Source organism: Streptomyces sp. Y2F8-2, assembly GCF_014905555.1.
Taxonomy (GTDB): domain Bacteria; phylum Actinomycetota; class Actinomycetes; order Streptomycetales; family Streptomycetaceae; genus Streptomyces; species Streptomyces cynarae.
The window spans coordinates 1092196-1110887 of sequence record NZ_BNGS01000001.1 but is presented as its reverse complement, the minus strand read 5'-3'; the positions used below and the strand labels follow the sequence as shown (position 1 = coordinate 1110887).

13 protein-coding genes and 2 pseudogenes are annotated in these 18692 nt (G+C 71.9%); 12 read left to right on the top strand and 3 right to left on the bottom strand.

The features are described 5' to 3' along the window. The 3 genes and pseudogenes from SY2F82_RS38685 to SY2F82_RS05020 form a co-directional block, all read left to right on the top strand. Positions 1-107, top strand: a pseudogene (locus SY2F82_RS38685) (death-on-curing protein); the annotation flags it as partial. Positions 108-248: 141 nt separating this feature from the next. Then, positions 249-2060, top strand: a complete 1812-nt coding sequence (locus SY2F82_RS05025; protein ID WP_200417668.1) for a DEAD/DEAH box helicase — start codon at positions 249-251, stop codon at positions 2058-2060. Positions 2061-2389: 329 nt separating this feature from the next. Then, positions 2390-3031, top strand: a complete 642-nt coding sequence (locus SY2F82_RS05020; protein WP_200417667.1) for an IclR family transcriptional regulator — start codon at positions 2390-2392, stop codon at positions 3029-3031. 136 nt (positions 3032-3167) lie between these two features. On the opposite strand, the gene SY2F82_RS05015 is transcribed toward SY2F82_RS05020, so the two are convergent. Continuing rightward, positions 3168-4739 (bottom strand): CdaR family transcriptional regulator, encoded by a 1572-nt coding sequence (locus SY2F82_RS05015; protein ID WP_200417666.1) that lies wholly within the window; start codon positions 4737-4739, stop codon positions 3168-3170. A 100-nt stretch (positions 4740-4839) separates the two neighbouring features. Here SY2F82_RS05015 and SY2F82_RS05010 point away from each other — a divergent pair, with 100 nt between their 5' ends. From SY2F82_RS05010 to SY2F82_RS04995, 4 genes are all read left to right on the top strand, one after another. Next, the gene (locus SY2F82_RS05010) at positions 4840-5691 is read left to right on the top strand and encodes a chorismate synthase (RefSeq protein WP_236041146.1); all 852 of its coding nucleotides are present in this window, start codon (positions 4840-4842) and stop codon (positions 5689-5691) included. After that, complete coding sequence (menC, locus tag SY2F82_RS05005) at positions 5688-6797, top strand: o-succinylbenzoate synthase (protein WP_200417665.1); 1110 nt, start codon at positions 5688-5690, stop codon at positions 6795-6797. Before SY2F82_RS05010 ends, menC begins: the two co-directional genes overlap by 4 nt. Positions 6798-6912: 115 nt before the next feature. Continuing rightward, positions 6913-7704, top strand: a complete 792-nt coding sequence (locus tag SY2F82_RS05000) for a S16 family serine protease (RefSeq protein ID WP_200417664.1) — start codon at positions 6913-6915, stop codon at positions 7702-7704. A 436-nt stretch (positions 7705-8140) separates the two neighbouring features. Beyond that, complete coding sequence (locus SY2F82_RS04995) at positions 8141-9421, top strand: MFS transporter (protein WP_200417663.1); 1281 nt, start codon at positions 8141-8143, stop codon at positions 9419-9421. Positions 9422-9440: 19 nt separating this feature from the next. On the opposite strand, the gene SY2F82_RS04990 is transcribed toward SY2F82_RS04995, so the two are convergent. After that, positions 9441-9920 (bottom strand): Lrp/AsnC family transcriptional regulator, encoded by a 480-nt coding sequence (locus SY2F82_RS04990; RefSeq protein WP_200417662.1) that lies wholly within the window; start codon positions 9918-9920, stop codon positions 9441-9443. Between the two features lie 122 nt (positions 9921-10042). On the opposite strand from SY2F82_RS04990, the gene hppD reads away from it, so the two are divergent. The 4 genes and pseudogenes from hppD to SY2F82_RS04970 form a co-directional block, all read left to right on the top strand. Then, complete coding sequence (hppD, locus tag SY2F82_RS04985) at positions 10043-11188, top strand: 4-hydroxyphenylpyruvate dioxygenase (RefSeq protein WP_200417661.1); 1146 nt, start codon at positions 10043-10045, stop codon at positions 11186-11188. Positions 11189-11314: 126 nt separating this feature from the next. After that, a complete protein-coding gene (locus tag SY2F82_RS04980; protein WP_200417660.1) occupies positions 11315-12721 on the top strand; it encodes an FAD-binding oxidoreductase in 1407 nt (468 codons plus the stop codon). A gap of 306 nt (positions 12722-13027) precedes the next feature. Beyond that, the gene (locus tag SY2F82_RS04975) at positions 13028-14404 is read left to right on the top strand and encodes an RDD family protein (protein WP_200417659.1); all 1377 of its coding nucleotides are present in this window, start codon (positions 13028-13030) and stop codon (positions 14402-14404) included. Between the two features lie 297 nt (positions 14405-14701). Then, a pseudogene (locus SY2F82_RS04970) lies at positions 14702-15409 on the top strand (RDD family protein); the annotation flags it as partial. Between the two features lie 97 nt (positions 15410-15506). Here SY2F82_RS04970 and SY2F82_RS04965 read toward each other — a convergent pair. Beyond that, the gene (locus tag SY2F82_RS04965) at positions 15507-15797 is read right to left on the bottom strand and encodes a hypothetical protein (protein WP_200417657.1); all 291 of its coding nucleotides are present in this window, start codon (positions 15795-15797) and stop codon (positions 15507-15509) included. A gap of 492 nt (positions 15798-16289) precedes the next feature. Between SY2F82_RS04965 and SY2F82_RS04960 the strand changes: the two genes are divergently transcribed. Further along, positions 16290-18641 carry an immune inhibitor A domain-containing protein gene (locus tag SY2F82_RS04960; protein WP_200417656.1) on the top strand — a complete coding sequence of 784 codons (2352 nt, stop codon included), beginning with the start codon at positions 16290-16292 and terminating at the stop codon, positions 18639-18641. Positions 18642-18692: the final 51 nt, after the last annotated feature.

Here is an 18692-nt window from a genome sequence, read left to right as displayed (position 1 = left end):
GACGCGGACTTCGACGTGGACGAGGCCGAGCGGTTCGTGCTGGACGTGTGCCAGGGCGCCCTGGACGTACGAAGATCGCCGCCCAGTTGCCGCGCTTCGCGCGCTGACCGAGGTGCGTGCGGGGCGTGATGTGAGCTGAATCCCATCCCCGGCCGGCCCGGCGCTGTCCGAGCGTCGACCGCACCGGGGCGCCGGTAGGGTGGCCCGGTTGTCATACGCAGCCGAGCCGCCCGACCCACACGGAGACCGTGAGTACCACCGCCGCCGCCAGCTCCAGTTCCTCGCACTCCCACCACCTCTCGCCCGCCTTCCCCGGCCGCGCCCCCTGGGGCACCGCCGGCAAGCTGCGTGCCTGGCAGCAGGGGGCGATGGAGAAGTACGTCCAGGAGCAGCCGCGTGACTTCCTCGCCGTCGCCACCCCCGGCGCCGGTAAGACGACGTTCGCCCTGACGCTCGCGTCCTGGTTGCTGCACCATCACGTGGTGCAGCAGGTGACCGTGGTCGCGCCGACCGAGCACCTGAAGAAGCAGTGGGCGGAGGCCGCCGCGCGGATAGGGATCAGGCTCGACCCCGAGTACAGCGCCGGCCCCCTCGGCCGGGAGTACCACGGCGTCGCCGTCACCTACGCCGGCGTCGGCGTGCGGCCCATGCTGCACCGCAACCGCGTCGAGCAGCGCAAGACCCTCGTCATCCTCGACGAGATCCACCACGCGGGCGACTCCAAGTCCTGGGGCGAGGCGTGCCTGGAGGCGTTCGAGCCGGCGACCCGCCGACTCGCCCTGACAGGCACGCCGTTCCGGTCCGACACCAACCCCATCCCGTTCGTGACGTACGAGGAGGGGGCGGACGGGATCCGGCGCTCGGCCGCCGACTACACCTACGGCTACGGCTCCGCGCTCGCCGACGGCGTCGTGCGGCCGGTCATCTTCCTCTCCTACAGCGGCAACATGCGCTGGCGCACCAAGGCGGGCGACGAGATCGCCGCCCGGCTGGGCGAGCCCATGACCAAGGACGCCATCAGCCAGGCCTGGCGCACCGCGCTCGACCCGCGCGGCGAGTGGATGCCGAGCGTGCTGCGCGCCGCCGACCAGCGGCTGACCGAGGTCCGCAAGTCCATCCCGGACGCGGGCGCCCTCGTCATCGCCTCCGACCAGGACTCGGCCCGCGCCTACGCCAAGCTGATCCGCGAGATCACCGGGCACAAGGCGACCCTCGTGCTGTCCGACGACGCCGGTGCCTCCGACCGGATCGACGAGTTCAGCAACAACGACGACCGGTGGATGGTCGCGGTCAGGATGGTGTCCGAGGGCGTCGACGTGCCCCGGCTCGCGGTCGGGGTGTACGCGACCACGATCTCGACACCTCTCTTCTTCGCCCAGGCCGTCGGCCGTTTCGTACGGTCCCGGCGGCGCGGCGAGACCGCGTCCGTGTTCCTGCCGACCGTGCCCGACCTGCTCTCCTTCGCCAACGAGATGGAGAGGGAACGCGACCACGTCCTCGACAAGCCGAAGAAGGACGGCGAGGCCGAAGACCCCTACGCCGAGTCCGAGAAGGAGATGGAGGAGGCGAACCGGGAGAAGGACGAGGACACCGGCGAGCAGGACATGCTGCCGTTCGAGGCGCTGGAGTCCGACGCCGTCTTCGACCGGGTCATGTACAACGGCGCCGAGTTCGGCATGCAGGCGCACCCGGGCAGCGAGGAGGAGCAGGACTACCTCGGCATCCCGGGGCTTCTCGAGCCGGAACAGGTGCAGTTGCTGCTGCAGAAGCGGCAGGCCCGGCAGATCGCGCACAGCCGCAAGAAGCCGGACGCGGAGGCCGACCTGCTGGAACTGCCCGCGGAACGGCGGCCCGTGGTCACGCACAAGGAACTGATGGAGCTGCGTCGGCAGCTGAACACGATGGTCGGGGCGTACGTCCATCAGAGCGGGAAGCCGCACGGCGTGATCCACAACGAGTTGAGGCGGGTGTGCGGGGGCCCGCCGAGCGCGGAGTGCACGGCCGGGCAGTTGCGGCAGCGGATCGCGAAGGTCCAGGAGTGGGCCACGCGGATGAAGTGACCCCCACCCTCGCCGAGTCAGCAGAGAGGACCGGGAGGACCGGGGACCAGTTGGCGAGGGGACGTATCTCCGCAAAACGAACCACTCCCCACCGGCCACTGACCGGATTCTGGACGGAGCCTTCCGCTGAGCGAACCGGCTCGCTACTGTCCCGCTACGCACACGCCCCGTGGCAGCGCCGCCGCGGAGCGCAGCCGTGAAGCGACAGAGTCCGGGAGCCGCCCGGGCCGCCAGCCGATCGGCGGCCTCTGAAGCGCGTCGCCGACGGGACTCGGCGTCGCATCCGCCGCGAAGAGGGCCGTCGACCTCACCACTAAGGAGTGGGCGTCGTGACCGCGGAGACTTCCCAGACGCTCGACCGGGGCCTCAGGGTCCTCAAGCTGCTCGCCGACACCGACCACGGGCTGACCGTCACCGAGCTCTCCCACAAACTGGGCGTGAACCGGACTGTGGTGTACCGGTTGTTGGCCACGCTGGAGCAGCACTCCCTCGTACGCCGCGACCTGGGTGGCCGCGCCCGGGTCGGGCTGGGCGTACTGCGCCTGGGCCGCCAGGTGCATCCGCTGGTGCGGGAGGCCGCGCTGCCCGCGCTGCGGTCCCTGGCCGAGGACATAGGGGCGACCGCGCACCTCACGCTCGTCGACGGCGCGGAGGCGCTGGCCGTCGCGGTGGTCGAGCCTTCGTGGACCGACTACCACGTGGCGTACCGTGCCGGGTTCCGGCACCCCCTCGACCGGGGAGCCGCGGGCCGAGCGATACTCGCCGCCCGCCGGCAGCCCATCGCCGAGCCCGGGTACACGCTCACGCACGGTGAGCTGGAGGCGGGGGCCTGCGGGGCCGCGGCACCGCTGATAGGGGTGACCGGGGTCGAGGGCAGCGTGGGCGTCGTGATGCTGGCGGACTCGGTACCGGAGCGGGTGGGCCCCCGGGTGGTGGACGCGGCGCGGGAGGTGGCGGAGGCACTGCGCTGAACGCCGGCTGTCCAGGACCCTCGGCTTTCAGAAGCCTCGGCTGTCCAGGACCGCCGGCGTTCAGAATCCTCGGCTGTCCAGGAACCTCGGCGTTCAGAACCCTCGGCTGTCCAGGACCCTCGGCTGTTCGACACCCTCAACGGTTCAGAACCCTCAACTGCACCCACAGCGCCAGCCGTTCGTCCGCGTCGTCCAGGTCCACCCCGAGCTGCCGCCGCACCTGACGCAGCCGGTACCGGCACGTGTTCGGATGCACGGCGAGCCGTTCCGCCGCACCCCCCACATCGCACCCCGCCTCCAGCCACGCGAGCAGGGTGGCCGCGTACTCCGTGCCGTGTCCGACGTCGTACGCCACGACCTCCTCCCATGCGCCCGCGGCCAACTCCCGTCTGCCCCGCATCACTTCTGCGAGCCGTAGCAGCGTGATCCGGGCCCGCACCTGCCGCACGGACGCCACCGGCTGCTCCGGCCCGAGCACCCGCAGCACCAGGTCCGCGTCCTGCCGGGAGGCGGCCGCCTCGGCAAGGGAGGGCACCACCTCCCCGAGCCCCGCCCGCACCGGCACCCGCAGCGCCCGCCCCGCCCGACGCACGATGTCCTCCGCCAGCCGCACGTGCCGCGCACCACCACGCTCCCCGGAAGCGGGCAGCAGCGCGTACACCACCCCGTCGACCAGCACGCACGTGTGCCGCCCGTACCGCGCCTCGCACTGGAGCCGTACGAGGTCCAGCAGCCGGAGCGTGGTCTGCTCGTCATCCGGTGCCGACGGTGCCGACGGGGCTGACGGCGCGGACACCGTGGAGTCGGAGTCCAGGACGAACGCGGCGACCCGTACGGCCTGGAGCCCCAGCCGGTGGGCGGCGGCGGCCGGGTCGGCGGTGCCGTCGAGGACGCGGCGCAGCAGGGCGCCGTCCTGGTGCCGGGCCAGTTCCCGCGCGGCACGCGCCCGCAGCAGGAGCAGGGCCGCCGTGGACGCTCCCCGCGCCAGCGCCTCCTCGGCGTCGGGTGCGAGCCGGCCGTCGTCCACCACCCACAGGGACCCGAGGGTCTCGCCGCCGGCGCGTACCGCGACGGCGAGCCGTGGCAGCGCCCCCGCGAGAGCCGGCAGCCGTACCGGGCCGGGGGCGGAGAGGACGGTCCGGTACTGCTCGGCGTTGTCCGGGATCTCCGGCACCTTCAGGCCGAGGATGCCCTGGCGGCGGTCCTCGTCCGTGGCCTGCCCGGGAACCGTCGAGTAGGCGAGGATCCGCTGCCCCGGGTCCTCGATCGCGGTGGCCCCGCCGACGGCCGCCGCTACCGCGTCGGCCAGCGCGAACAGCTCCCCCCGCGTGTCCCCACCGCTCCCGGCCGCCGGGCGCGCGGCGAGCGCCGACGCCAGCAGCAGGTGCACCTGGTGCCAGGCCGCGTCCTCGTCCACGCCGAGCAGGGCGACTCCGGCCGCCTCCGCCTCGGCGACCGGCCCGTCCTCACCCCGTACGACGACGCCGGTCATCCCGGCCTCCGCCGCTGCCCGCACCAGCGGCCCGGCGGCCCGGGGCGGCACGCCCACCGCGAGCAGCAGGGCGCCCGGGGCGCGGGGGAGCGGGGTGTGGGGGTCGTGGAGCAGTGCCTCGGTGACGGGCGCGGTCAGCCCGGCGGGGGCGGTGCGCAGGCGCAGCGAGGGTTCGCCGACGACGTCCAGCAAGTCGCCGAGCGTGCGGACGTCCATGGCAGTGCCCCCGGGTGCTTGTCCGATCCCCTCAGCAACCTACGCGCACGTTGTCCTTCTCCACAACGCCGACGCCCGCCACTCCTTCGACACTCGTGTCATGACTGCAGAGACGGACCGACCACCCGTACACCCCCACGCGGTCGACGCCGACCACGCCGCCTGCGCGGCGGGGGTCACCGTGCGCACCGTGCACGACGTGACCGGTATCGCCGCCGTGGCGGGCTTCTTCAGCGACGTCTGGCGGACCCCGCGGCAGGCCCCGCCGCTGCCCGCCGAGGTGATGCACAGCCTGGTGCACGCGGGCGGCGCTGTGCACGCCGCGTACACCCTGGACGGGGGCCGGCTCGCCGGGGCCTGCGTCGCCGTCTTCGGCCCGCCGGCGTCCGTGGACGCGTACTCCCTGGTGGCGGCGGCCGACCGGGGCGTCGGGTACGCCGTGAAGCAGGCGCAGCGCAGCTGGCTCCTAGAGCGCGGCGCGCGCACCCTGCGCTGGACGTTCGACCCGCTGGTGGGCCGCAACGCCCGCTTCAACCTGGTCAAGCTGGGCGCGACGGGCACCGAGTACCTGGTCGACTTCTACGGCCGGATGGCCGACGGCGTGAACGAGGGCGACGAGAGCGACCGGCTCACGGTGACCTGGGACCTGACGGCGCCCCGCGAGGGGCGCGAGACCGGCGACCGCGCCGCCGCACCCGTCACCCACCTCGCCCCCGACGGCGCCCCGCTCGCCCGCCGCTCCCGCGACGACCGGCAGGTGTGGTGCCGCGTACCGGACGACATCGTGGCCCTGCGCGCCGCCGACCCCGCTCTGGCCCTGCGCTGGCGGCACGCCGTCCGCGACGTCTTCACCGGGGCCTTCGCCGAGGGGTTCACGGCGACGGGCATGTCCAGGGACGGCTGGTACACGCTCAGCCGAACGCTCACCCGCGAGGAGGAACCGCCGGCATGAAGCTCGAACGCGTCGAGACCGTCCATGTGGCGATCCCGCTCGTGACCCCGTTTCGCACCTCCTTCGGGACGATGACCACCAAGGACACCTTCCTGCTGCACGTCGTCACGGACGCCGCCGAGGGCTGGTCGGAGTTCGCGGCCGACCCGGAGCCGCGCTACTGCTCCGAGTTCGTCGCCGGGGCCGAGATCGTCCTGCGGGACTTCCTGCTGCCGCGCGCCGCCGCCCTGCCGCGGCTGACGACGGCCGCGCTCGCCCCGGCCCTGGCGCAGGTCAAGGGGCACGAGCTGGCGAAGGCGGCGCTGGAGACGGCGGTCCTGGACGCCGAGCTGCGCGCGCACGGCATGCCGCTCGCGACCTACCTGGGGGCGGTACGGGACCGGGTACCGGCCGGGGTGTCGGTCGGCATCAAGGATTCCGTGCCCGAACTGCTGGACGACGTCGAGCGCTACCTGGCCGAGGGGTACGTCCGCATCAAGCTGAAGATCGAGCCGGGCTGGGACCTCGAGCCCGTACGGGCCGTGCGCGAGCGGTTCGGGGACGCGCTGCCGCTCCAGGTCGACGCGAACACGGCGTACACGCTCGCCGACGCCGAACACCTGCGGCGGCTGGACGAGTTCGGGCTGCTGCTGATCGAGGAGCCGCTGGACGAGAACAACCTGTACGCCCACGCCCGGCTCCAGCAGCGCCTGGCCACGCCGGTCTGTCTGGACGAATCCCTGCACAACGCCCGCGACACCGCCTCCGCGATCGCCATGGACGCCTGCCGCGTGGTGAACGTCAAGCCCGCGCGGGTCGGGGGCTACCTGGAGGCCCGGCGGGTGCACGACGTGGCGCACGCGCACGGGGTGCCGGTGTGGTGCGGCGGCATGCTGGAGACGGGCATCGGCCGCGCGCCGAACCTCGCCCTGGCCGCACTGCCCGGCTTCACGCTCCCGGGCGACACCTCGGCGTCGGCCCGCTACTTCGCGGAGGACATCACCGAGCCGTTCGTCCTGGAGGACGGCCATCTGCCGGTCCCGTCCGCGCCCGGGATCGGTGTGGAACCGCTGCCGGAGGCACTACGGCGCTTCTCGACGGGAAGGAGGGACCTCTACACGGCCTGACGCGGCTCTGACGCGGGTCTGACGTGGGTCTGACGCGGGTCTGACGCGGCCTGAGCGAGGACCGGGGGCCCGACCGCCGCCTGGCCGAATGTGGCCGTCGCGTTAGATTGATCCCGTGCTCTCTCGCCTCTCCCGTCCCAAGGCCGCCACCGTCTGCGCCCTGCCCGTCGTGGCTCTGCTCGCCACGGCGGTGCTCGCGCCGCTGCCGTTCGCCGTGGCGCAGCCCGGCATGACCGCGAACGTGCTGGGCGAGAACCAGGGCACCGCGGTGATCACGATCAACGGGGCGCCGACCCGCAGGACGGCCGGCCAGCTGCGGATGACGACGATCGTGGCGACGGGACCCGACGCGCAGGTCTCACTCGGCGATGTGATCGACGGCTGGTTCCGCACGGACCGCGCGGTGATGCCGCGCGACGCGGTCTACCCGAGCGGCGACACGGTCAAGGAGATCGAGCAGCACAACACCGAGCAGATGAAGCAGTCCCAGGACGCGGCGACCCGCGCGGCCCTGTCGTATCTGCACCTCAGTGACGAGAAGGTGAAGGTCACGCTGAAGCTCGCGGACGTCGGCGGCCCCAGCGCGGGGCTGCTGTTCACCCTCGGCATCATCGACAAGCTGAACGGCAACGGCACGGGCGGCGACCTCACGGGCGGCCGCACGATCGCCGGTACGGGCACGATCGACCCCTCGGGCCAGGTCGGCCCGGTGGGTGGAGTGGCCCTCAAGACGCAGGCCGCCAAGCGCGACGGCGCGACCGTCTTCCTGGTCCCGAGGGCGGAGTGCGCCGACGCGAAGGCCGAACTGCCCAAGGGCCTGCGCCTGGTCCCGGTGACCACCCTCAAGAGCGCGATCGACGCCCTGGTGTCCCTCGAGAAGGCGAACGGCTCGGTCCCGAGCTGCTAGGCCACGGACTCACTGCACGGCGCGCAGCTGTTCGCTGAGGAAGCCGCGCGCGACGAGCGCCGTGACCACGAGGACTGGTCGACGACCCCGGGGGATCGGTCGACGGCCCTGGGGGGATCGGCCGACGGTCCCGGGGAACCTCGACGACCCCGGCGGGCCGGGACGCGAAACCCCGAGCCAATCGACGCAACCCGGGGGCTCTGCGGGAGCGATCTCTTCCGCTATCTTGTTACCGCGCCGTAGTTAACGCCTCAACATGGCCTGCCGGCGCGGTCTTTGCCTGTCTTCGGCTCCCGTTTCCGAGCGGAGTTCCCCGTGACCCAGCGCTGTGTCATGCCCATGGCCGAAATGGCTGAAGCGCCCTCGTCCGCTTGACCGGCGGGGAACGCTCCGGCCGTCCGTCCGTGCACCCGCTCACTGAAAGTCCCCTCACTTCGTGACCGTCTCCCTGTACGAGATCCAGCCGGCCGGCCGGCATGCCGCGGTGCCCACCGGCAGCCTGTTCCGGCGGGTCTACGCGCCGCGCGCCTGCGACGCGCTCGCCTACTCCATGGCGACCTACGCCATGCCGCTCGTCGTGCTGGCGACCACCGGCTCCGCGTCCCTGACCGGCCTGGCCTTCGCGCTGGAGTGGATACCCCGGGTGGCCGCCTTCGGATTCGCCGGTGACCTGGTGGACCGCAGCGGCGCGGCGATCGTGTGCTTTCTCGCCTCGCTCACCCGTGCCCTGCTGGTGGCGGGCGCCGCCGTCGTGCTGGTGATGCTGCCGCGGGGGACGGCCGAGACCGCCACGGTCATGGCACTGGCCGCCGTGACCGGTGCCCTCACCCAGTTCAGCTTCATCGCCAACGAGGCGGTGGGCGCCATCGTCGGCCGTCGCGTCGAGGGACGCTCCCACAAGGTGCAGCCGGTGCTGATCGGCATCGACCAGACGGCCACCCTCGTCGGACCCGCCCTGGGCGGCGTCCTGCTCCTGACCGGGCCGACCCGCATGCTCGCGTGCCTGAGCGTGCTGTCCTTCCTCTCCGCCGGCCTCGCCCTGCAGACCCCGCCCACACCCCTGCGTGCGGCACGCCACGGCGGACAGGGACGCCGCGGAGGCATGCGGGAAGGGTGGCGGACGCTGCGTTCCCTGCCCTCCCTGCGGCGGCTCGTGGCCGGTCTCGCCTGCTCGAACCTGGCGCTCGGCCTGCTGCAGTCGGCCGGCCCCGTCCTCGTGGAGGGCCACTTCGGCCGGTCCCCGGCCGCCGTCGGCACGCTCTGGTCGGTCGCCGCCGCCGCCACGCTGGTCGCGGTCACCTGCTGCCGGTTCGCGCTCGACCGGCTGGGCCTGTGGGGGGTCGGCGTGATCAGTGCGACCGTAGCGTCCGCCGCCTGCCTCGCCGTGCCGCAGGCCCCCTCCTACCTCAGCTACACGGCCCTCGTGGCCCTCTTCATGGCCGCCGACGGCGGGCTCACCGTAGTGCTGCGCACGCTGCGCTCGTTGATCATCCCGCCCGCGGCCTTCGGCACGACGCTTTCCCTGACGATCCTGCTCCTGCTGCTGCCCTTCCCGGTGGCGGGCATCCTGCTCGCCGTCACCCCACCGCCGTATCTGACCGACGTCATCGGGGCGTGCGCCGTACTACAGGCGGTGACCCTGCTCGTCACCTTCGTCAGGCTGCGCAACGACCCGGTGCTCCGCGCCACGGCGGACCCGGCCCACTCCGGCGGGTGACTGCACCGGTCAGCCCCGCTCAGGTCTCCTCCCGGTCCCGCGCCGCCTGCTCCACCAACGGGATCACCCGCAGCGGTACCGGGTTCTCCATCACGATCGCCGTGGAGGCGCGGACGATGCCCTCGAAGCCGACCACCCGGTCGATGACCCGTTGCAGGTCCGCGTTCGAGCGGGCCACCAGGCGGCACAGCATGTCGCCGCTGCCCGTCGTCGTGTGCAGCTCCAGGACCTCCGGCACCGTCGCCAGGTGGGCCCGTACGTCCGCGCCCTGGCCCTGGCGGATCTGGAGGGTCGCGAACGCCGTGACCGGGTAGCCGAGCGCCGCGGGGTCCACCTCCGGGCCGAAGCCGCGGACCACTCCGTTCGCCTGCAACCGGTCAAGGCGCGCCTGGACCGTACCGCGCGCCACTCCGAGCCGCCGGGACATCTCCAGCACCCCGATGCGCGGTTCCCGGGCCAGCAGCACGATGAGCCGGGCGTCCAGATGATCGATCGCCATGCCGTGCTCCTCGATGGTCATCCTGTACAGAACGCCCGGCGACACGGGCTGTTCACTGGGCAGATTGCCCAGCCGGAAAGCAAACTATTGCGCACAATGCGGAGCCGGGCGAGGCTGCCGCTATGACGCAGACCACACACCACGCCCCTGACACCGCGCGCGAGGCCGACCCCTTCCCGGTGAAGGGAATGGACGCGGTCGTCTTCGCCGTCGGCAACGCCAAGCAGGCCGCGCACTACTACTCCACCGCCTTCGGCATGCGGCTCGTGGCGTACTCCGGACCCGAGAACGGCAGCCGTGAGACCGCGAGCTACGTCCTGGAGAACGGCTCCGCCCGTTTCGTCCTCACCTCCGTCATCAAGCCCGCCACCACCTGGGGCCACTTCCTCGCCCAGCACGTGGCCGAGCACGGCGACGGCGTGGTCGACCTCGCCATCGAGGTCCCCGACGCCCGCGCCGCGTACGCGTACGCCCTCGAGCACGGCGCCCGCTCCGTCGCCGAGCCGTACGAGCTGAAGGACGAGTACGGCACCGTCGTCCTCGCCGCGATCGCCACCTACGGCGAGACCCGCCACACCCTGGTCGAGCGCTCCGGCTACGACGGCCCCTACCTGCCCGGCTACGTCGCCGCCGACCCGATCGTCGAGCCGCCCGCCCACCGCACCTTCCAGGCCATCGACCACTGTGTCGGCAACGTGGAACTCGGCCGCATGAACGAATGGGTGGAGTTCTACAACAAGGTCATGGGCTTCACGAACATGAAGGAGTTCGTGGGCGACGACATCGCCACCGAGTACAGCGCCCTGATGTCCAAGGTGGTCGCCGACGGCACGCTCAAGGTCAAGTTCCCGATCAACGAGCCCGCCGTCGCCAAGAAGAAGTCCCAGATCGACGAGTACCTGGAGTTCTACGGCGGTCCCGGCGTCCAGCACATCGCGCTCAACACCAACGACATCGTGCGGACGGTCCGCACCATGCGGGCGGCCGGTGTGGAGTTCCTCGACACCCCTGACTCGTACTACGACACCCTCGGCGAGTGGGTCGGCGACACCCGGGTCCCCGTCGAGACCCTGCGCGAGCTGAAGATCCTCGCCGACCGCGACGAGGACGGCTACCTGTTGCAGATCTTCACCAAGCCGGTCCAGGACCGCCCGACGGTCTTCTTCGAGATCATCGAGCGCCACGGCTCCATGGGCTTCGGCAAGGGCAACTTCAAGGCCCTGTTCGAGGCGATCGAGCGCGAGCAGGCCAAGCGCGGCAACCTGTAGGCCGCCCTTGGGACGTCCCCGGGCCCGCCCTGGAAACCGTCCCCGGAGGGAGCGCCCCCCTGGTGCTCCCTCCAGGCCCTCCTGGCGCGCTCCGGGCTTCCCACCGCCGCCCCTCGGTGCGACGCTGTGATCATGAGCCGTATCGAAGCCCCGCGCGACGAAGTCACCGGCAACCTCCTCGACCGCCTCAAGGCCGGCCTGCCGGCCGAGGCCGTCCTGACCGACCCCGACGTCACGGCCTCGTACGCGAACGACATGGCGAGCTTCTGCGCGGCCGGCACCCCGGCCGTGGTCGTGCTGCCGCGCACCGTCGAAGAGGTCCAGCACGTCATGCGGACGGCCACCGAACTGCGCGTCCCGGTCGTCCCGCAGGGCGCCCGCACCGGCCTGTCGGGCGCGGCCAACGCCTCGGACGGCTGCATCGTGCTCTCCCTGACCAAGATGGACCGGATCCTGGAGATCAACCCGGTCGACCGCATCGCCGTCGTCGAACCCGGCGTCGTCAACGCCGCGCTCTCCCGCGCGGTGCACGAACACGGCCTGTACTACCCGCCGGACCCCTCCAGCTGGGAGATGTGCACCATCGGCGGCAACATCGGCACCGCCTCCGGCGGCCTGTGCTGCGTGAAGTACGGGGTGACGGCCGAGTACGTCCTCGGCCTCGACGTCGTCCTCGCCGACGGACGCCTGATGTCCACCGGCCGCCGTACGGCCAAGGGGGTCGCCGGGTACGACCTCACCCGGCTCTTCGTGGGCTCCGAGGGCTCCCTCGGCATCGTCGTACGGGCGATCCTCGCACTGAAGCCGCAGCCGCCCCGGCAGCTCGTCCTGGCAGCCGAGTTCGCCTCCGCGGCGGCCGCCTGTGACGCCGTGTGCCGGATCATGGCGGGAGGGCACGTACCGTCGCTCCTCGAACTCATGGACCGTACGACCGTCAAGGCCGTCAACGCCCTCGCCCACATGGGCCTCCCGGAGAGCACCGAAGCGCTGCTCCTCGCCGCCTTCGACACCCCGGACCCGGCCGCCGACCTCGCCGCCGTCGGCGCCCTGTGCGAGGCCGCGGGCGCCACCCAGGTCGTACCGACCGACGACGCGGCCGAGTCCGAACTGCTGCTGCAGGCGCGGCGGTTGTCGCTCACCGCGCTCGAGGCCGTCAAGGGCACCACGATGATCGACGACGTGTGCGTGCCCCGCTCCAAGCTCGGTGAGATGCTCGACGGGGTCGAGCGGATCGCCGAGAAGTACCAGCTCACCATCGGCGTCTGCGCCCACGCCGGGGACGGCAACACCCATCCGACCGTCTGCTTCGACGCGCAGGACCCCGACGAGTCCCGGCGCGCCCGCGAGTCCTTCGACGAGATCATGGCCCTCGGCCTGCGACTCGGCGGCACGATCACCGGCGAGCACGGCGTCGGCGTCCTGAAGAAGGAGTGGCTGGCGCGCGAGATCGGCCCGGTGGGCGTGGAGATGCAACGGGCCGTCAAACAGGTCTTCGACCCGCTGGGGATCCTCAACCCGGGCAAGCTGTTCTGACCCGTTCGGCCCAGCCGCCTCACCCGTCGTCGGCAGGGGCCGGGGCGAGCGGGGCGGGCGGCCAGGCCGCCGCCGAGGCCGAGCCGCCCGGACCCGGAGCCCGGCGGAACCAGCCGCAGGGCAGGCGGCGCGGGACGACCACACGGGTTCGGAGAATCTCTTTCGGGGTGTGTCCCGAGCGTGTGAAGGGCGTGCACGGTGTCGCCCGGAAAGGGGTGGGTACCGGCGGACCGGCAATGCCGCCTGCACACTTCTGATAGATGTGGAGCCTCACACGACCCCCCGAGCAGATACGGGACGACGGACATGAGCGCCCCAACCCCGGCACCCGGCGACGACAGGCCCCGCGAAGGCTACTACCCGGACCCCTCCATTCCCGGATATGTCCGGTACTGGAACGGTGTCTCCTGGGTCCCGGGCACCAGCCGGCCGGCTCCCACCGACGGCGAGCCGCTCTCCCCGCCGGCGGGCGCGCGCCCCGCGCAGCCCTCGGTGGAGGAGACCGGGCCGCACTTCTTCGACGAGGACCCGGTCGGTGAACCCGATCGCGGCGCCGAGGCCGACGGCCACCCGGGGCCCGCCCCGGCCTGGGGCGCCGACCGCTCCCAGCAGTCCGGCTTCGGTGGCGAGCAGGACCGCCGGGTGTCCTGGGGCGCCGCCCAGGCCGCGGACCCGCGGCTGCCGGCTGCCGACCCCGAGGAGTCCCCGGGCTCACCCGGCACGACGGCGCTCCGCCGGCCTGCGCGCCCGGAGGGCACCGCCGGTACCGACGAACCCGCCCCCTCCGAGGGCACCATGAAGTTCCGCGCGGTCTCCCCGCGGCCGGGGGAGCAGGGCACAGGCACGGCGGCGGCCGGTGCCGGCACCGGCCCCGGTGCGGCGCAGCCCGGCGCCGCGCGCCCGACGAGCACCCAGGCCGCGGCCCGTCAGGCGCTGGGCCTGGACCCGGAGGCCCCGAGCCCCGTCCCGGCACCGCAGCAGCCGTCCGTCCCTGCGCCTGCGAGGCCCGCGGCGGGGGTGCCCCCGCAGCAGACGGCGCCGGTCGCCACGCCCCTGACCAGCGGCCCCGGCGGCGGCCAGCCCTCCTGGGCGCAGCAGGTGCACCAGCTGGCGAGCCCGGGTCCCGAGGGCGACCGGCCCGTCGCACCCTGGAAGCCGCCGGTGGAGGACCCGTTCCAGGCCGCCGCCCGGGCACAGGCGGCGGCCCGGCCCGCGGGACTCGGCAAGCGGCTCGCGGCGCGGCTGCTCGACACCCTGGTCCTGGCGGCGGTCACGGGCGCGGCCGCGGTACCGCTCGGCACGAAGGCGATCGACCACATCAACGGCAAGATCGACGCGGCGAAGCTGTCCGGGCAGACCGTCACGGTCTGGCTGCTCGACGGCACGACGTCGGTCTACCTCGCGATCGTGCTCGCCGTGCTGCTGGGCTTCGGGGTCCTCTACGAGGCGCTGCCGACCGCCAAGTGGGGGCGCACCCTGGGCAAGAAGGTCTGCGGTCTGGAGGTACGGGACATCGAGGCCCACGAGCCCCCGACCTTCGGCCAGGCCCTGCGCCGCTGGCTGGTCTACAGCGTCCCCGGTGTGCTCGTCGTGGGCGTGGTCGGCGTCCTGTGGTGCGTGTTCGACCGCCCGTGGCGCCAGTGCTGGCACGACAAGGCCGCCCACACGTTCGTGGCGGGCTGACCCGGACGGACCTGTAGGGATGCGGAGCCGGAGGGTTCGCGGTCGACTCGGGCCATGAGCACCGAACCGCCACCCCCCGGCCGAGGAGACGCCCCGGACCCCGACCGGCGACCGTCTGCCGGCGACCCGGCACCGCCCGGGCCCGGCAGTGGCTCGGCGCCCGGCGAGGCACCACCGCCCGGCCGCCGGGCCGCGTCCCTCACGCCCGCGGCCGTACGGCTCGGCGGCAGACCTGCGCAGGCTGGTGCGTCCGCGCCCGGCGGTGAGCCGCCCCACGGCGAGCCCCCTCCCGGCGGCCGACCGCCCCACGGCGAGCCTCCCGGCGGCGAGCCCCCTCCCGGGGGCGAACCACCCGGCGGGGAACCACCGGGCGGCCGACCGTCCGACGGCAGCCCCCCGTACGGCACACCCCCTCCCCACCCGGGCGGTCCTCACGAGGGCGGTGGCCCGTACGGCGGTGGTGGCCCCGAGGGCGGTGGCCCGTACGGCGGAGGCGGCCCGTACGGCGGCGGGGGCCCGCAGGGCCCCTACGACGGCACCGACCCGCTCGCCGGTATGCCCCCGCTCGCCGACAGCGGCAAGCGCGTCCTCGCGCGGATCATCGACATGATCCTCGTCGGCGTGGTCGTCTGGCTGCTGTCCTGGGCGTTCCACACGGTCGAGTACAACGTCGAGGCCACCAAGGTCGACACCGGCAAGTCCCTCGGCCAGTCAGTGATCGCGGCCGTGCTCTACACGGCCTACGACACGATCCTGATCAGCAGAACCGGGCAGACGCTCGGCAAGAGGCTGCTGAACATGCGCGTGGCCAACCTCGACGACGGCTCGAACCCGTCCCTCCAGGCGTCCCTGATCCGCGCCTTGGTGCTGTGGCTGCCGTTCGCCTTCTGCTGCGCCTGCGTGTGGACCGCGATCTGCGGCGGCTGGAGCTTCTTCGACCGGCCCTACAAACAGGGGCTGCACGACAAGGCGGCGAGGACGGTGGAGGTCAGCACGGCGGTCTGAGAGAGGGCGGTGGCGTACGCATGAACCGGCGGGCCCGTGCATCACGGGCCCGCCGGTTCGAGTGCTCGATGTGAAGTTGTGCGTACGCGCGCACGGTTCAGGGGTTCGCCGTCTCCCGGACGGGCTCGGTGGCCGCGGTGGATCCGACCGACGCCGTCGGGCGCCCCGCCGGCGCGTACTGCCGCGTGGCGGGCCGCTCCGCGGCGGCCGGCGCGGACTTCGGCAGCGGTACCGTCACGGCGACGAGCAGGCCGAGCGCGAGCGCCGACAGGGCGATCACGGCGATCCCCAGGCCCGAACTCGTCTGTGACAGCAACAGCATGGCGAGGGTGGAGAAGATCACGGTGCAGGAACCGTAGGCGAGCTGTGCGGCGTTCGGACGAGGCATGGCCATTCCTCGGGGTGGGGACTCCCCCCGTGCCTCTCGTGATGGGGGAGAATGCGGACAACTGCGGGCAAAAACAGGGCACTTGGACGTACAACCACGGAATCGCGGGAATGACAACGGTGTCGACAGGGCAAACCGCCGCCATTCCGGCGCTCCACCCGCCGACTCTATTCGCCACCATGCCCGAGTGGAACGGCTGGTAAGCGTGACCTAACCCACGGTTCCGAAGCACAAGGGGCGCACGGAGTCATGCGTTCCAGCAACTGGACACGTGCGCGCGCCGGTTGACGGGGGATTATGCCGACCGTGCTCGTTCGTATAGCGAACATCTCGTCCCGTTAATGCACTTGACCTGTCCAAGTCAAGGTCTGTTTTTTCTTGTAAACCTCCGGTCAAATGTCGTCACTTGACTACACGCGTTGATCGGTGCGCACGGGCCCCTCCATGACCAGGACCCCCTTCCGTGCGCCCTGGCGCGGGGGAGGAACTCAAGTGACCAGCAGACCCTGGACGTTCAGAGCGGCCGCGATAGGCGTCGCGCTCGCGGCGGCCTCCGCCACGTTCTCCACCTTCGCCGTCGCGGAGGCGAGCACCACCGCCGAGGCCGCTGCCGCCACCCGGCACGATCCGGCGCCGGTGAAGCAGCAGGAGCACGACCTCGACGGCCCGCTGAGCAAGACCCAGGAGGCCCAGCGCCAGGAGGCCCTCAACCAGGTCATATCCGGCAAGGCCCAGGCCAAGGAGCGCAACGGCTCGAAGGTCGTCGAGCTCAAGAGCAAGAAGGGCGACCCCAAGTACGTCGAGCTGAGCCGGGAGAAGACCGACAAGATCTTCACCATCCTGGTCGAGTTCGGCGACAAGGCCGACCCCAACTTCGGCGGCACGGCGGGCCCCCTGCACAACCAGATAGCCGCGCCGGACCGTACGAAGGACAACTCGACGGCCTGGCAGAAGGACTACAACCAGAAGCACTTCCAGGACCTGTACTTCGGCACCGGCAGCAACGTCGAGTCGGTGAAGAAGTACTACGAGAAGCAGTCCTCGGGCCGCTACTCGGTGGACGGCGAGGTCGCCGACTGGGTCAAGGTCCCGTACAACGAGGCCCGTTACGGCAACAACGCCTGCGGCTCCACCAACTGCCCGAGCGTGTGGAACGTCGTCAGCGACGGCGTGAGCGCCTGGGTCGCCCAGCAGAAGGCGGCCGGCAAGTCCGACGCGGACATCAAGGCGGACCTGGCGCGGTTCGACCAGTGGGACCGCTACGACCACGACGGCGACGGCAACTTCAACGAGCCCGACGGCTACATCGACCACTTCCAGATCGTGCACGCCGGTGAGGACGAGTCCGCGGGCGGCGGCGTCCAGGGCACCGACGCGATCTGGGCCCACCGCTGGTACGCCTTCGGCACCGACGCCGGCGCCACCGGCCCGGCGGGCAACAAGCTCGGCGGCACGCAGATCGGCGACAGCGGCATCTGGGTCGGCGACTACACCATCCAGCCGGAGAACGGCGGTCTGGGCGTCTACGCCCACGAGTACGGCCACGACCTCGGCCTGCCGGACGAGTACGACACCAACGGCGGCGAGAACTCCACCGGCTTCTGGACGCTCATGTCCTCCGGCTCCTGGCTGGGCACCGGCAAGGAGGCCATCGGCGACCTCCCCGGCGACATGAACGCCTGGGACAAGCTCCAGCTGGGCTGGCTCAACTACGACACCGCGAAGGCCGGCATCAAGTCCTGGCACAAGCTGGGCGTCGCCGAGTACAACACCAAGTACCGGCAGGCGCTGGTGGTCAACCTGCCCGACAAGGCGGTCACCACCCAGGTCGTCACCCCCGCGCAGGGCTCGACCCAGTGGTGGAGCGGCAGCGGCAACGACCTGAAGAACACGCTGACCCGTTCCGTGGACCTCACCGGCAAGTCCTCGGCCACACTGACCCTCGACGGCTACTACGACATCGAGGCGGGCTACGACTACCTCTACACCGAGGTGTCGACCGACGGCGGTGCCAACTGGACCGCGCTGGACGGCACGGTGGACGGCCAGGCCATCCCGCGTGACGCCAGCAACACCCCCGCCCTGACCGGCACGGTCGACGGCTACAAGAAGCTCTCGTACCCCCTCGACGCCTACGCGGGCAAGAAGATCCAGCTCCGCTTCCGCTACCAGACGGACGGCGGTGTGGCCCTGAAGGGCTTCGCGGCCGACGAGATCACGCTGACCGCCGACAGTTCGGTGTTCTTCTCGGACAACGCCGAGAGCGCGGACGCCGCTTGGACCGCGAACGGCTTCTCCCGCATCGGCGCGTCCTTCACCAAGGACTACAAGCAGTACTACATCGCCGAGAACCGCCAGTACGTGTCGTACGACAAGACCCTCAAGGTCGGCCCGTACAACTTCGGCTTCGCGCCGGCCCGTCCGGACTGGGTGGAGCACTACCCGTACCAGAACGGCCTGCTGATCTGGAAGTGGGACACCTCCCAGGCGGACGACAACACCAAGGACCACGCCGGCACCGGCCTGATCCTGCCGATCGACTCGCACCCCACCCCGCTGAAGTGGTCCGACGGCACGCTGATGCGCAACCGCATCCAGGCCTACGACTCACCCTTCAGCCTGGAGCGCACCGACGGCATCACCCTGCACAAGGAGGGCGTCGCGACGAAGATCAAGTCGTCGAAGGGTGTGTCGGTCTTCAACGACCACACCAGCACCTACTACGACGCGTCGAACCCGGCGGCCGGGGTCAAGATCACTGACACCAACACCAAGATCGAGATCGTCAAGCAGGGCGTGAACGGCTCGACGGTCGAGCTGGAAGTCGGACCCGCGGTGAAGTAGTCGGCATTTCCGCAGGTCAGAAGCGTATCGGCGGCAGCCCCTTGGCGGGCG

Excerpts from the sequence above, each read along its gene's own strand:
- SY2F82_RS05015 (WP_200417666.1), bottom strand. The coding sequence starts at position 4,739 with ATGGACGTCCGCACGCTCGGCGACTTGCTGGACGTCGTCGGCGAACCC.
- SY2F82_RS05010 (WP_236041146.1), top strand. The coding sequence starts at position 4,840 with ATGACTGCAGAGACGGACCGACCACCCGTACACCCCCACGCGGTCGAC.
- menC (WP_200417665.1), top strand. The coding sequence starts at position 5,688 with ATGAAGCTCGAACGCGTCGAGACCGTCCATGTGGCGATCCCGCTCGTG.
- SY2F82_RS04990 (WP_200417662.1), bottom strand. The coding sequence starts at position 9,920 with ATGGCGATCGATCATCTGGACGCCCGGCTCATCGTGCTGCTGGCCCGG.
- hppD (WP_200417661.1), top strand. The coding sequence starts at position 10,043 with ATGACGCAGACCACACACCACGCCCCTGACACCGCGCGCGAGGCCGAC.
- SY2F82_RS04975 (WP_200417659.1), top strand. The coding sequence starts at position 13,028 with ATGAGCGCCCCAACCCCGGCACCCGGCGACGACAGGCCCCGCGAAGGC.
- SY2F82_RS04965 (WP_200417657.1), bottom strand. The coding sequence starts at position 15,797 with ATGCCTCGTCCGAACGCCGCACAGCTCGCCTACGGTTCCTGCACCGTG.